This is a genomic window from Shewanella cyperi (assembly GCF_017354985.1).
GTDB classification, from domain to species: domain Bacteria; phylum Pseudomonadota; class Gammaproteobacteria; order Enterobacterales; family Shewanellaceae; genus Shewanella; species Shewanella cyperi.
Map to the genome: position 1 here is coordinate 621,334 of NZ_CP071501.1, position 13,225 is coordinate 634,558.

Below are 13,225 nucleotides of genomic sequence, written 5' to 3' on the forward strand. Positions count from 1 at the left end.
ACAACAGAGCGCTGCCCATGGCCACGGTCTGAATGTACTGAACTGATAACTAACCAGGAGTAAATCATGACTCAATCCATCATCAACAGCACCATCAAGCCCTTCAAAGCCACTGCATTCCACAAGGGCGAATTCGTGCCTGTGACCGAGCAGGATCTGCTGGGCAAATGGTCCGTGGTGTTCTTCTACCCGGCTGACTTTACCTTTGTCTGTCCCACCGAGCTGGGCGACATGGCAGATCACTATGCCAAGTTGCAATCCATGGGCGTGGAAGTCTATTCGGTGTCCACCGACACTCACTTCACCCACAAGGCGTGGCATGACACGTCAGACACCATCAAGAAGATCAGCTTCCCTATGGTTGGCGATCCTACCGGCACCATCAGCCGCAACTTTGGCGTGATGATTGAGGAAGAAGGTCTGGCCCTGCGTGGCACCTTCGTTATCAACCCTGAAGGCCAGATAAAGGTCGCCGAAATTCACGATTTGGGCATAGGTCGCAGCGCCAGTGAACTGCTGCGCAAAATCCAGGCCGCTCAATATGTTGCTACCCACGACGGTGAAGTGTGTCCTGCCAAGTGGCAGCCCGGTGAGGAAACCCTGGCGCCGTCTCTGGATCTGGTAGGCAAGATTTAAGCCTCCAACGCCTTGCTCCGGGCCTTGCCCCTGTCCTGGCCCGGAGCCCTTGTCCCTCTTACTTTGCTTGCATCTGGAGTCACTATGTTAAATGCGGATTTAAAACAGCAGCTTGGAACCTATCTGCAAAATTTACGGCAAGACGTCAGGCTCGTGGTGTCTGCCGATGACAGCAAAAAATCCCAGGAGTTGCTCGAGCTGGCCAATGACATTGCTTCCTTGTCGCCCCTGGTGTCAGTGACCAGAGCCAAACTCGAGCTGACCCCGGCCATGCAGGTGACCAATGCCCAGGGAGCAGACATACGTTTTGCCGGTTTGCCAATGGGCCATGAATTTACCTCCCTGGTGATGGCGCTGTTGCACACCGGCGGCCACCCCCTGAAACTGGAGGCCGAGATCATTGAACAGATTAAAGCGTTGCCGGAACAGCTGAGGTTTGAAACCTTTGTTTCCTTAAGCTGCCAGAACTGCCCCGAGGTGGTGCAGGCGCTGAACATGATGGCAGCGCTCAACCCCGGGATAAGCAACACCATGATCGATGGTGCCCTGTTCCAGGACGAGGTGGAGTCGCGGCAGATCATGGCAGTGCCATCGGTTTACCTCAATGGTGAACTGTTCGCTCAGGGGCGCACCAGTCTCAAAGAGATATTGGCCAAGGTGGATAAGCATGCCGGCGCCCGCGAAGTTGAGGCCCTGGAGCGGCGTGAACCCTACGAGGTCTTAATCGTCGGCGCCGGCCCCGCCGGTGCATCGGCGGCCATCTACGCTGCCCGCAAGGGGCTGCGTACCGCGCTGGTGGCAGACCGCTTTGGCGGTCAGGTGACTGAAACCGTTGGAATTGAAAACTTTATTTCGGTTAAGGCCACCGAGGGACCCAAACTGGTGGCTAACCTGGAGGCCCATGTCCGCGATTACGAGGTGGATCTGATAGAAAATCAGAAAGCCATCCGCCTGACCCAGGATGGCCTCTATCAGCTGGATTTGGCCAGTGGCGCGCGGCTCAGCAGTAAGACGGTACTGATTTCCACCGGTGCCCGCTGGCGCGAAATGAATGTGCCAGGCGAGAAAGAATACCGCGGCCGCGGTGTGGCCTACTGCCCCCATTGTGATGGTCCCCTGTTCAAGGGTAAAAGGGTGGCGGTTATTGGCGGTGGTAACTCAGGTATCGAAGCGGCCATCGATTTGGCCAATATAGTTGAGCATGTCACAGTGCTTGAGTTCGACACCAAGCTCAGGGCCGACGAAGTATTGGTCCGCAAGGCGCGCTCCATGGGCAATATTGATATCATTACCCAGGCGCAGACCACAGAGGTGACTGGTGATGGTAACAAGGTCACCGGGCTGGTGTATACGGACCGCAGCAGCGGCGACAGTCACAGCATCGCCTTGGCGGGGATTTTTGTGCAAATTGGTCTGGTTCCCAACACCGAGTGGCTCAAGGAAACCCTGGAGCTGACTGCACGGGGCGAGATTGTGGTGGACCAGCGTGGCCAGACATCCTTACCCGGCGTGTTTGCTGCCGGTGATGTAACCAACGCGGCCTACAAGCAAATTATCATTGCCATGGGCAGTGGTGCCACTGCCAGTCTCGGTGCCTTTGATTTCCTTATCAGGCAAGGCGAAGAGCAGGCATCCCAAGCCGCCTGATATTAAAGTTCTGTACAGTAAGCCCCCGTATTGCCGGGGGCTTTATTATTTCCGCGCAGCAGAATCATAGGCTTAATCTTACATGCAGCGGTAGCGCAATAGCGGGCTTTGGTCTGTACTGAATCCAGAGATGGGTTTCTATGCGTGCACCTACGGCAATGGATCAGGATATTCCCGAGTTTAAAAGTCAACTGCGGCTGGAGTCTGCCCTGTACGTGCAAAATGGTCTGCAGTGGGTCAGTGCGGCCAGTTTGCTGTTGCTGGCGGCCATCACGCTTAACTGGCGCCTCAATGAGATAGGTCCGGCGGATTGGGGATTTTTCATGGCGGTACTGCCGCTGGCCTTTATCTGCCTGTTGGGGGCAATGTTCCTTGGCCATGGTGCCGTGCATCCTTATTCCCGCTGGTTGCTGCTGGTATTCCTGATGTTACTGGTGTGGTGCTGGCTGTTGTTTATTGCCGAGCTGCTGCAAGTCGCCCCCCAGTCCATTGCCGCCATGGAAGCCGTGGCGGACATCCTGGTGTTGCTGTTGATGATGGGACTGTTTCCGGACGCCCTGATGATAGCCGCAGGTCAGGTGCCCCTGGTGTGCTTCATTTGCCTGAGTCGCTACCAATCGATGCCGGAGAACCTGGCGTTTCCGCTGTCGAAATTTATCTGTCTGCTGGTGATCATAGCTGTGGGGCAGCAGGTGCTGTTCAGCTGGTTCAGCCGGGCCATTGCCGGCAGCGTTGAAAAACAAAAGTTACTGAAACAATTCAGGCGTTTGGCGTTGGTTGATGGTCTAACCAATCTGAGCAACAGGCGCCATCTGGATGAACTGCTGAAACAGGAGATCCGCGCTGCCCAGCGCAATGGTAGACCCCTGTGCCTGTTGCTGCTCGACATAGATTATTTCAAACGCCTCAATGACAGCCTGGGACACCAGGCCGGTGATGACTGCCTGGTTCAGGTGGCGGCCCTGTTGTCCGACGCCGCCTGTCGCCCGCGGGATCTGGCGGCTCGCTACGGGGGTGAAGAGTTCGTGCTTTTGCTGCCGGAAACACCCTTGGAAGGCGCTCTGGCCAAGGCGCAATCCGTGGCCGCTTTGTTGCATCAAAGAAATATCAGCCATCCCGACTCCCCCATTGCCGACCGGGTGACAGCGTCGCAGGGAATTTGCCAGTGGCAGCCGGGCATGGATGCCGACGCCCTGTTGCAGAGCTGCGATCGGCGTCTTTACCAAGCCAAGGGCCAGGGCCGTAACTGCATCATTGCCAGTGGCTGATATCACACATTTGTTATAAGGATGCTAAAAAAGCTTGTTTTAACGCAAGGAATCCACCAGGCATTGTTGCTAATTTCGGATTGTCAATTAGGCTTTAGTTCGGATGCACCTGACTATAAAAGGGTTTTCTATGAAACAATCGTTGGCAATATGTCTTGGCACTCTGTTGCTCAGTACAGCAGCGTCGGCCGAGGTTCACATTTCCGGGTTCGCCTCTGTGGTTGGCGGCCAGGTACTCGAGGGCAGTGGGGTGGAAGAGTTTGGCCTGGAGCCGACCTTTCTGGCCGATTATCCTCTGGTGGGCGCTTATACTGAGGAATGGAGTTTTGAACCCGACACCCTGTTCGGCTTGCAGTTCAGTGCCGATCTGATGGACGGTTTGTCTGCTACCGCCCAAGTGGTGTCCCGGGGCGCAGATAATTTCTCCGCCAGTTTTGAGTGGGCCTATCTGTCCTATGAACTCAATGAACACTGGACCTTGCAGGCGGGTAAAAAACGTTTACCTCTGTACTACTACAGTGACTTCTTTGATGTGGGTTACGCCTATCCCTGGATCAGGCCACCAGCAGACAATTACACCTGGCAGATCTTCAACTACACAGGTGCCAGTGCCCTCTATAACTACCTGATCGGCGATTGGACCATGACGGGCCAGATTTATTATGGCCGCGAAGACGATGAGCCAAACAAGCTGCTGTCCGAATTTTTCTTCGGGGCTTCCACCCGGGAGATCTGGAAGGACATTGGTGGTCTGGTGGTGCAATTCAACCGTGATTGGCTGGATATCCGTCTGACCCATATGCAGTACAACAACGAACGCTTCATCGGTGGTGAGCAGCGCATTTGGGATAATGGCAGCACGGAACGCAAGGGTAAGTTCTACGGTCTGTCGGTGAACGTCGACTGGAATAACCTGCTGGTGTTGACCGAACTGAACCGTTTGACCCTGGAGGGCTCAGATCTCGATACCTACCTGGTGACCCTGGGCTATCGCTTCGGTGATTTTCTGCCTTATGTCTCCTATTCAGACTTTGACGATGGTTCGGAAATTCACAATACCGCCTCTGTGGGCCTCAGATGGGACTTCCATCCATCGGCGGCATTCAAGATCCAGTACGATGACGTGACCGATGATGGTGTCGGTGCCGGTACCCCCGATTCATGGCGGGTGGCGGGGGATGCCAAGGCCATCAGTCTCGGCGTGGATCTGGTATTTTAGGAGAGCACTATGAAAAAACTATTGGGTTCTATTCTTCTGTGTTTGTGCTCCATGCAGGTCTTTGCCGGCGTTGCCGTGATTGTGCACCCCAGCAACGGCGATAGTCTCGACAAAAAAGACATAGAAAATATCTATCTCGGCAAGACCAAGTCCTTCCCTGGAGGAGGCCAGGCTGTGCCTGTCAACCTCGAAGGAGGGGCGGTCAGGGAGGCATTTGACAGCAACGTGCTGGGCAAGTCAGCCAGTCAGTTGAAAGCCTACTGGTCGCAGAAAGTCTTTACCGGTAAGGGCACACCACCCAAGGAAGTAGCCAGCGACGCGGAAGTCATAGGCTTGGTGTCATCCAACCCCAACATAATCGGCTATATTGATAGTAGCCAGGTAAACGGTTCGGTCAAAGTGATTGCCGAGTACTGAACAATTGGTGCCGGGAGCAATCCCGGCGCCCTTTTAGGGGCTAAGTATGAGATGGTTCAATAATCTCTCCATTTTCAAAAAAGTCGCCGCCATCTTCGTGTTGTCGGTGATTATCTTCGCAGTCAATCTTGGCATCAGCATAGTCTCCATCAATAAAAACCGTACTACCCTGAACTTCATGGGGGAAAAGGTGTACCAGAGAGTCGAGCTGGCCAACCAGAACGTGCTGTTGGTGCAGCGTTTGGATGAGGTCTATACCCAGGCCGTGTCTTTTGCCGACGAGGAATTGCTGGGTAATGCCGGTAATTTATACAGCTCGCTCAAGGCCAATTTGACCCAATTGCAGGATCTGGATGGTCCCAATGCCGATGCCTTGGCTGCCATGTTGTCAGCCCTGGATGCTTATAATCGTATGACGCTGGAATTGGCGCGGGGCATGTTGGACGGCACCCTGGACATGGCCAATATTGGTGGCATCAGCCAGAAAAAGTCAGCCGCGTACGATGGCTTACTGAAAAAAATCCAGGGATTCAAGAAAGATAAGGTCGCAGAATTCAAGGACACCATCCAAGAAGCCAGCGACAGATCCGAACAAAGCCTGTGGTTGACCCTATGGATTGGGGTGGCGCTGCTGGTCTTGATGGCAGTGGTCACCATTTCCATTGCCCGAGCCATAGGCCAATCGGCCGGCAACCTGGCTCATTCCCTTGGGGAACTGGCCGACGGCAAGGGCGATCTTAGCCACCAGCTTGAGGTGCACAGTCGTGACGAGCTGGGGCAGGTTTCCAGTAACTTCAACCGCTTCCTGCATCTGTTGGCCGAGGCGATTCAGCGGGTCGTCAATGTGACATCGCCGTTGCTTGACAGCGCCCACAGCCTCAAGGAAAAAATGGATATTGCCAGTGGTGCCACAGAGCGACAAAGTCGGGACGCGGGTACTGTGCAGCATTCGATGGAAGAAATGCGTCACTCGGTGCTGGATATTTCCCACAGTGCCAATCAAGCCGCCGAAGCTGCCCAGATTGCTGAACGGGAGGCCATGGAAGGGATGGCCGTGGTGCAGCGTACCATGGATATCTCCAAGGAGCTTAACCGGGAAATCGCCCTGGCGGCAGACTCAATCAACGAGTTGGCCCGGGATACTGAGAGCGTGGGGTCCATTCTCAATGTCATCACCTCCATTGCCGAACAAACCAACCTGCTGGCATTGAATGCTGCCATTGAAGCGGCCCGTGCCGGTGAGCAGGGCAGAGGTTTTGCCGTGGTCGCCGACGAGGTGCGGGCGCTGGCGTCCAAGACCGCCGATGCCACCAAGGAAATCCGTGAAGTGCTCACCCGGCTCAAGCAGGCTGCCGAGTCATCGGTCAGCACCATGGACGTGGCCATGAGCAAATCCAGTGAAAACGAGACCCATGCACAGCAAACGGGTCAGGCGTTGAAGACCATTCAGCAACAGATCGTCAGTATCAATGGAATGAACACCCACATAGCCAAGGCCACCGATGAGCAGTCCAAAGTGGCTTCCCAGGTGGTGGACAATGTGGTGGACATGAACGCCTCCTTCGAGCAGACCCTGGCTATTCTCAATCAGGTGCAAACCGTCTCGGACAATATGTCGGCCTTCGCCGATGAGCTGCAAAACGCAACCTCTCAATTCAAGCTGTAATCTCGCGACTCAGGGATGAGTTTCTCCCTTCTCCTTTTTTGGCCCACTCGGGACTTAAGTCGGCTATGTTTTCTCTCTAGCTTCAGGGTCATGCCCCGGGGTATGTGCGCGCTCAAAATAAAAAGCCCGGACAGGATCCGGGCTCAATGTTAGCTGTGTAACGGGTCAGGCCGTGGTGTCGATATTGTGGCCTGTGTTGCCCACCGGCGCGGATTTGGCAGGTGCGCTGGCCGCGTTAATGAGGTCGATAGCTATCTGACCTTCAGCTTCCTGCTGTCCCTTGGCGAGTTGCGCGACCTTAACGCCTATGGAGCCATTGGCGAGATTGGGGCTGATATTGGCTGAATTGACAGTGATTGCCATGCGTTACCTCTTGTTGGTATGACTTTCTGGTATGAATCGATACCTTTAATCGGCATCCTGTTCGGTTACTTTAATCGAAGGCCTGCCTAATTCAAGGACTATTTACCCGCCTTTTGGGTCGGCAACGGGGCTTTCCACTGAATTCAGTTGCTTATTAATTGGTCTGTCCACTGGGGTCAGCGATCGGCCACCAGGCTTTTGGGGGCGGAGTCGGATTCTTCACACCAAATCAGCTGCAGATTGCGGCTGGTGTCTGTCGCGGCGGTCCGGATAAGGCTGACCACAGGGGCAGCAAAGCCCTTGTTGCCCAGGTATTCCCGGACTCTGTCGATACGGCGCTGCGCAAGCCACAGATTGTATTGTCGCAGCTGTTCATCACCCTCATTGCTGTTAATGGCGAATTCCAGCCGTAAATATCCCGGCGCTGTGGGATCTAAGATGGCGTCCAGTAACTGACTACCGACCTTGCCGAAGTAGGAGCTATTTTTGTCAAAACTGATGCCGCCCAGGTCATTATTGCTGTCGCAATTGGCCCAGCTTTTTAGGCTTATCAGCATTAAAATCACAGCTAAAATTCTCATACCAACACCCTGTCGAAGAACAAAATCCTGCCAACGGCCCTAAGGCGGGCGCAAATGTAAGCCAATTCCGGGGCCATTGCAATTTTGCAGGGCTCATCCGGTGAAATTAAAGCCTAGTCGCTGCGGCCCTGAAGTGACAATTTTCTGCTTTGCTCCGCGTCATGCGGCGACCGGGCTCGCTTTTCATCCTCGGGGAAAGTATCTTGTGTACAAGATGATTGCCTGGCAACCAAGGCATGGAGACTCAGATGCACGATCCGCTGGCACTGGAAAATCAGGTGTGCTTTTCCCTTTATACCGCCGCCAATGCCATGGTGCGCGCCTACCGCCCCTTGCTCGACAAGTTGGACCTGACCTATCCCCAATACCTGGCCATGATGGTGCTGTGGCAGGAGGAGGGGATCAGCGTTAAAACCCTGGGGGGCAAGTTGCACCTGGATTCGGGAACCCTGACCCCCCTGCTCAAGCGGCTGGAGGCCAAGGGATTGCTGCTGCGGGAGCGCAGCAGTGAAGACGAGCGTCAGCGGGTCCTCAAGCTCACCGACGCGGGAAGGCACCTGAGACAACAGGCCGAAGGCATACCCCAGGCCATGCGCTGCCTGGTGGGCGGGGCCGCCGAAGAGTTGCAACAGCTTAAACTGTTGTGCGACCGCGCCAGTAAGCTACTTGACGGGAGCGACAGCTGATGCAGCACCTGGATCTGGTCGTTATAGGAGCAGGTATCAACGGGGTGGGGGTGGCCCAATTTGCCCGGGCTGCCGGCTATTCGGTGCTGTTATTGGACAGGGGCAAGGTTGGCGGTCAAACGTCGGCCAATTCCAGCAAGCTTATTCACGGGGGCTTGCGCTACCTGGAGTCCATGCAGCTGGATCTGGTGCGCAAGTCCCTCAAGGCCAGACGCGATCTGTTGCGTCTGGCGCCTGAGTTGGTGCGTCCCGTTCCCTTCTATATTCCCATTTATCGCCACAGCCGCCGCAGCGTCTTCACCATAGGCGCCGGTCTCAGCCTCTATGGTCTGCTCAGCGAATTTGATCCCCTTGGCCGCTTTCAGCGGGTTCCCAAGCTTGAATGGGCCAGGTTCAATGGCTTGAGGCAAGATAGCCTGCACACAGTGTTCCAATACTGGGATGCCCAGACGGACGATGCCCGTCTGACCCGGGCGGTCGCCGCCAGCGCCCGTGAATTGGGGGCTCTGGTGCAGGAAGATACAGAAGTGACTGCCATTCGCCATTCGGCAGCGGGCTGTGAACTGGAGTTGAGCTGCCATGGTGAAACCATCAGTGTGGCGGCCTCTGCGGTGGTCAATGCCGCCGGCCCTTGGGTCAATGAGCTGTTGCATCGGGTGCAACCTCCGGCACCCAGCGAACGCCTGCAGTGGGTGCAGGGCGCGCATCTGCTGCTGGATATTCCGGCATTTGACGGCATCTTTTACCTGGAGTCCTGCTTCGACAAGCGGGTGGTGTTTGTCATGCCCTGGTATGGCAAAACCTTGATTGGCACCACGGAAACGCCAATCGACAGCTTAGCCTCAGAGCCGCAGGTGACGGCCGCAGAGCAGGCTTACCTGTTGGGAATTTTTCGCCATTACTTTCCGGACGCCGGCAGTGAGTCGGAGCTGGCGCAAAAAATTGTGGCGCGTTTTTGTGGGGTTCGGGTCTTGCCCCGGGTGGCCAGCGATGCCTTCGATGCGCCCCGTGATACCCTTATCCATACCAGTCATTCCCATCCCAGGTTGTTGAGTCTGTACGGCGGCAAGTTGACCACCTTCAGGGACAGCGCCGCGGAGGTGTTGGGTTGGGTTCATGGCCGACTGGGCGCGAGAACTGAGCTTGCAGATCCCGACAAACTGATGCTGCACCCGGCGCCCGAGTGCCATTGGGATGATTTGTGTGTGCAAACGCGTTAAAGTGTGCGGCTTTTGATGTTGGAGGACTGCTCAGAGCAGGGCTCTGGCCTCCAAGCCGGCATCAAAGTCGCCAAGTTGTGCACCCTTTTACACTGAGGAGTCAGGTCTGTGCGTTGTGACTACTATTCCCAAGGTTTGTGCCGTTCGTGCAACCATTTGCCCGAGCCTGTTTCGGCGCAACTGGCCGCCAAGACGGCAACCCTGACTCAGTTGCTTGAGGGCTTGGCCGTGGAGCAGTGGCTGCCCCCCGTTTCAGGTCCCGAGCATGCTTTTCGTAACAAGGCCAAAATGGTGGTTATGGGGGCGGCCCATGCCCCTGTGCTGGGGATCCCGGGGCCCGATGGCCAACCTGTCAGCCTGTGCGATTGCCCCCTGTATCCCGCCGATATGCAGGCCCTGCTCCATGAATTGCAGGACTTTGTTCGCCGCGCCGGTATCCCGCCTTACCGGGTCGACAAGGCCAAGGGGGAGCTCAAGTTTATCCTGCTGACCCGCTCCCAGGTGCGCGGCGAATTTATGCTGCGCTTTGTGCTTCGCAGCCGTGACGCCATAGCCCGTATTGAGCGCGAGCTGCCGGGACTGCTGGCCCGTTGGCCAGGCATCAAGGTGGTGTCGGTGAACTTGCAACCCGTGCATATGGCAAGGCTGGAAGGGGAGGAGGAGATTTTTCTCACCGAGGCCACCCGGCTTGAGGAAGTGTTCAACGCCGTGCCGCTGTTTATCAGGCCCAAGAGCTTCTTCCAGACCAACCCCACAGTGGCTGCGGCCCTCTACCGCACGGCGGCCCGGTGGCTTGAGGAGATCAAACCTGCCAGTTTGTGGGATCTTTTCTGTGGGGTGGGGGGCTTTGGCTTACACTGCGCCTCGCCCAATGTCAGCCTGACCGGCATTGAAATCGAAGAAGAGGCCATCGCCTGTGCCCGCATGTCGGCCAAGGCGTTGGGGCTGGACAGGATCAGTTTCAGCGCCCTTGATTCCACCGGCTTTGCCGAAGGTCAGGACGCCACCGAGGTGCCCGATGCCATTATCGTTAACCCGCCCCGGCGTGGCATAGGCGAGAGTCTGTGTGCCCAGCTCAGTGCCTTTGCCCCCAAGGCAATACTCTATTCCAGCTGTAACCCCCACACCCTGGCCAAGGATTTGCGTGCCATCGAGGGATATAGGATTGCCAGGGTACAGCTGTTTGATATGTTCCCCCACACGGATCACTTTGAGGTGCTGTGCTTGCTGTTGCGTGAGGCGCGGCCGTAAAGCTGGAGGTCGGTCTGGCGGGCTTAAAGCGCCGGACGGCGCCAGCGCAGGCTGATGGCGGCGCCACCGAGTTCCACCGAGTCTTCCACCCTGAGTTTGCCCTGGTGCCAGATGGCGATTTTGCGCACTATGTAGAGCCCCAGGCCAAAACCGGCGCTGTTTTCACTCTCGCCACGGCGAAAGGCCTTTTTCAGATCGGCCTTTCCCTCACCAAAGCCCTGACCATCGTCTTCGATCATCAGGGTCCAATGGCTGGCATCGGCCATCAAGCTGATGCGGATCTGCTTTTGGGCATATCTGAGGGCATTGGCAATCAGGTTTTGCCCGGCCAACTCCATGCCCAGTGGGATGAGCCAGACCTTGCCGTCTGAGGCACGGCAATCGCAGTGGGTCAGCAATTGCACCTGTTCACCATAGATACTGAAATTTTCTGCCAGGGTTTGCAGCCAGTCGTCGGCATCCACCCACAGGCCCTGACTGCCGCTGTGGTGCTCCACCCTGGCAAAGGTCAGGTAGCTTTGGCTGAGGGCCTCTATCTGATCTATGTCCTCGGATAATCTGGCGGCGTAATTGGCCGGCAGCTGGCCCTTGGTCAACTCCAGCACAAAGCGCATCCGCGCCAGCGGCGTGCGGATTTCGTGGGACATGGTGCGCGACAGATCCCGATGCAACTGAATGAAGTCCACTATCTGGCGGGTCATGGTTTCAAAGCCCTGCGCCAGGGGATAAATGGCCGAGCGTTTGCTGATGTGGCTGTGCATCCGTTTCGGTTGACGGCCAAAGTCTATGGCCTGACGCTGCAGCAGACTGAGATCCCGGAATACCCGCCCAATCAGCAGCAAAATTGTCAGCGCCAGGCTGGCGTACAACAGGGGGATCAGCAAATTAATGGGGGAATCGCCGGGTCTTGGGCTCACAGGTCCCATTTCCCTGAGCTTGTCCCCGATAAGGGTATAAAAGTACAGCCTGTCATCGGCCTGGCGCAGGGCGATAACCTTGCCTTCGGCCAGCTGCGCCTTTAACTCGGGCGCAAAGGCAATACTCTCGGGAGCCAGATCGCGAAACCCCAACTGTCCTTGTTGCAGCAGCTCTTCGGCATCCAGGGCATAGCCATAGGCCTGATCCGACGCGCTGTAAATCAGGTTGAAAGACCAGACGATCAAACCACAGGAGGCGACTATCAGAATAAACAGCCGCAGCAGTTGTTTTTTCATGGGCGGGGGCCGTCGTGGTAACTGAGCAGATACCCCCGGCCGTGCACCGTTTTTATGGTTAAGGGGATGTCCAGACCGTCGAGTTTTTTACGCAGGCGGCTGATCTTGAGATCTATGGCCCGGTCGAGGCCATCATAGCTGCGACCGACAAATTGCTCGAACAAGTACTCCCGGCTTAGTACCTGATCCAGGGCGTGGACAAAGATCCACAGCAGGGTGGTTTCCTGGGTGGTAAGGGGGAAAGCCCGCTCACCGACGGTCAGTTGTTGCAGGCTGAGGTTCAGGCTGACCTCATGGTGTTGCCACTGTTGCGACTTGGGGTCACTGCCGCGTCTGAGTCTGGCCTTGATCCTTGCCAGCAGCAGGGCGGGCACCACGGGTTTGCTGATGTAGTCCACGGCACCCAGTTCCAGACCGCGGATCTCATCCTGGCTCTCCGCCAGGGCGGTCATAAAGATCACCGGTGCCTGGGTCAGGCGAGTTAAGGTCGGGTAAAAATCAAAGCCATCCTGCCCAGGCAGCATGATGTCGCAGATGATCAAATCAAATTCCTGTGCCGACAACAGGGGCATGGCGGCCTCAGCGGAACCGGCCAGCACCACCCGAAAACCCTCGGTCTCCAGGAAGGTGGCGATCAATTCGGCCAGGGCCTTGTCATCTTCAATCAGCAGAATAGTTACAGCAGATCCCAATTGAGCCCCCGTCGTTTGCGTTTTGGTGCCGGGTGATAAAGGGCGACCGACAGGGGCATGGAGGCCAACAGCTTGGCATTGGCGTCTCTCAGCTCCAGCGCGGTGTCCTCCTCCAGTGCCAGGGTGAGTTGGTCATTCAATTCGCTCAGGGATTGATAGCAGCGCAGCGGCTGGGAAGCATGTTTCAGCCACAGGCACAGATCCTGCTGTTGCTCACCCTGGAAATGAATGTCTATCTGTATCTTGCAGGGCAAATTTTCCTTGGTGGTGGCACAGGCCTGGGGATTGACGCTGAATTCATCGGCAAGCAGTGGCTGGCCAACCAAGGCGAACATCAAGATAAGCAAGCTTCTCATCCCCATGGC

At 56.3% G+C, this 13,225-nt stretch carries 14 protein-coding genes; 9 read left to right on the forward strand and 5 right to left on the reverse strand.

From position 1 onward, the window contains the following. Nucleotides 1-66: 66 nt before the first annotated feature. The 6 genes from ahpC to JYB84_RS02620 all read left to right on the forward strand — a co-directional run bounded on the left by ahpC (nt 67) and on the right by JYB84_RS02620 (nt 6,853). Nucleotides 67-636 (forward strand): alkyl hydroperoxide reductase subunit C, encoded by a 570-nt coding sequence (gene ahpC, locus JYB84_RS02595; protein ID WP_207321901.1) that lies wholly within the window; start codon nt 67-69, stop codon nt 634-636. Nucleotides 637-720: 84 nt separating this feature from the next. Further along, nucleotides 721-2,283 carry an alkyl hydroperoxide reductase subunit F gene (gene ahpF / locus JYB84_RS02600; RefSeq protein ID WP_207321902.1) on the forward strand — a complete coding sequence of 521 codons (1,563 nt, stop codon included), beginning with the start codon at nt 721-723 and terminating at the stop codon, nt 2,281-2,283. Nucleotides 2,284-2,423: 140 nt separating this feature from the next. Then, nucleotides 2,424-3,551, forward strand: coding sequence for a GGDEF domain-containing protein (locus JYB84_RS02605; protein ID WP_207321903.1), 1,128 nt, complete (start codon nt 2,424-2,426; stop codon nt 3,549-3,551). 130 nt (nt 3,552-3,681) lie between these two features. Then, nucleotides 3,682-4,770 carry a porin gene (locus JYB84_RS02610; RefSeq protein ID WP_207321904.1) on the forward strand — a complete coding sequence of 363 codons (1,089 nt, stop codon included), beginning with the start codon at nt 3,682-3,684 and terminating at the stop codon, nt 4,768-4,770. A 9-nt stretch (nt 4,771-4,779) separates the two neighbouring features. Then, entirely contained in the window at nt 4,780-5,187 is a 408-nt protein-coding gene (locus JYB84_RS02615) for a type 2 periplasmic-binding domain-containing protein (protein ID WP_207321905.1), read from the forward strand. Nucleotides 5,188-5,233: 46 nt separating this feature from the next. Beyond that, nucleotides 5,234-6,853, forward strand: a complete 1,620-nt coding sequence (locus tag JYB84_RS02620) for a methyl-accepting chemotaxis protein (RefSeq protein WP_207321906.1) — start codon at nt 5,234-5,236, stop codon at nt 6,851-6,853. 165 nt (nt 6,854-7,018) lie between these two features. On the opposite strand, the gene JYB84_RS02625 is transcribed toward JYB84_RS02620, so the two are convergent. Further along, the gene (locus tag JYB84_RS02625) at nt 7,019-7,216 is read right to left on the reverse strand and encodes a cytoplasmic protein (protein ID WP_207321907.1); all 198 of its coding nucleotides are present in this window, start codon (nt 7,214-7,216) and stop codon (nt 7,019-7,021) included. A 176-nt stretch (nt 7,217-7,392) separates the two neighbouring features. Next, nucleotides 7,393-7,797 (reverse strand): OmpA family protein, encoded by a 405-nt coding sequence (locus tag JYB84_RS02630; RefSeq protein WP_207321908.1) that lies wholly within the window; start codon nt 7,795-7,797, stop codon nt 7,393-7,395. A gap of 248 nt (nt 7,798-8,045) precedes the next feature. On the opposite strand from JYB84_RS02630, the gene JYB84_RS02635 reads away from it, so the two are divergent. From JYB84_RS02635 to rlmC, 3 genes are all read left to right on the forward strand, one after another. After that, nucleotides 8,046-8,483, forward strand: coding sequence for a MarR family winged helix-turn-helix transcriptional regulator (locus JYB84_RS02635; protein ID WP_323128525.1), 438 nt, complete (start codon nt 8,046-8,048; stop codon nt 8,481-8,483). Then, complete coding sequence (locus tag JYB84_RS02640) at nt 8,483-9,703, forward strand: glycerol-3-phosphate dehydrogenase/oxidase (protein ID WP_207321910.1); 1,221 nt, start codon at nt 8,483-8,485, stop codon at nt 9,701-9,703. The genes JYB84_RS02635 and JYB84_RS02640 overlap by 1 nt, the downstream gene beginning before the upstream one ends. A 108-nt stretch (nt 9,704-9,811) precedes the next feature. Then, a complete protein-coding gene (gene rlmC, locus JYB84_RS02645; protein WP_207321911.1) occupies nt 9,812-10,954 on the forward strand; it encodes a 23S rRNA (uracil(747)-C(5))-methyltransferase RlmC in 1,143 nt (380 codons plus the stop codon). A gap of 23 nt (nt 10,955-10,977) precedes the next feature. On the opposite strand, the gene JYB84_RS02650 is transcribed toward rlmC, so the two are convergent. From JYB84_RS02650 to JYB84_RS02660, 3 genes are read right to left on the reverse strand one after another with little or no spacing between them, the layout of a single operon-like run. Next, nucleotides 10,978-12,168 carry an ATP-binding protein gene (locus tag JYB84_RS02650; RefSeq protein ID WP_207321912.1) on the reverse strand — a complete coding sequence of 397 codons (1,191 nt, stop codon included), beginning with the start codon at nt 12,166-12,168 and terminating at the stop codon, nt 10,978-10,980. Next, entirely contained in the window at nt 12,165-12,860 is a 696-nt protein-coding gene (locus JYB84_RS02655) for a response regulator transcription factor (protein ID WP_207321913.1), read from the reverse strand. Before JYB84_RS02655 ends, JYB84_RS02650 begins: the two co-directional genes overlap by 4 nt. Further along, a complete protein-coding gene (locus tag JYB84_RS02660) occupies nt 12,845-13,222 on the reverse strand; it encodes a DUF3019 domain-containing protein (RefSeq protein ID WP_207321914.1) in 378 nt (125 codons plus the stop codon). The genes JYB84_RS02655 and JYB84_RS02660 overlap by 16 nt, the downstream gene beginning before the upstream one ends. Nucleotides 13,223-13,225: the final 3 nt, after the last annotated feature.

Bases quoted from the DNA above. Each gene is read 5' to 3' on its own strand.
- JYB84_RS02615 (WP_207321905.1), top strand. From the start codon at position 4,780: ATGAAAAAACTATTGGGTTCTATTCTTCTGTGTTTGTGCTCCATGCAG.
- JYB84_RS02620 (WP_207321906.1), top strand. From the start codon at position 5,234: ATGAGATGGTTCAATAATCTCTCCATTTTCAAAAAAGTCGCCGCCATC.
- ahpC (WP_207321901.1), top strand. From the start codon at position 67: ATGACTCAATCCATCATCAACAGCACCATCAAGCCCTTCAAAGCCACT.
- JYB84_RS02610 (WP_207321904.1), top strand. From the start codon at position 3,682: ATGAAACAATCGTTGGCAATATGTCTTGGCACTCTGTTGCTCAGTACA.
- JYB84_RS02635 (WP_323128525.1), top strand. From the start codon at position 8,046: ATGCACGATCCGCTGGCACTGGAAAATCAGGTGTGCTTTTCCCTTTAT.
- JYB84_RS02640 (WP_207321910.1), top strand. From the start codon at position 8,483: ATGCAGCACCTGGATCTGGTCGTTATAGGAGCAGGTATCAACGGGGTG.
- JYB84_RS02630 (WP_207321908.1), bottom strand. From the start codon at position 7,797: ATGAGAATTTTAGCTGTGATTTTAATGCTGATAAGCCTAAAAAGCTGG.
- JYB84_RS02650 (WP_207321912.1), bottom strand. From the start codon at position 12,168: ATGAAAAAACAACTGCTGCGGCTGTTTATTCTGATAGTCGCCTCCTGT.
- JYB84_RS02625 (WP_207321907.1), bottom strand. From the start codon at position 7,216: ATGGCAATCACTGTCAATTCAGCCAATATCAGCCCCAATCTCGCCAAT.
- ahpF (WP_207321902.1), top strand. From the start codon at position 721: ATGTTAAATGCGGATTTAAAACAGCAGCTTGGAACCTATCTGCAAAAT.
- JYB84_RS02605 (WP_207321903.1), top strand. From the start codon at position 2,424: ATGCGTGCACCTACGGCAATGGATCAGGATATTCCCGAGTTTAAAAGT.
- JYB84_RS02660 (WP_207321914.1), bottom strand. From the start codon at position 13,222: ATGGGGATGAGAAGCTTGCTTATCTTGATGTTCGCCTTGGTTGGCCAG.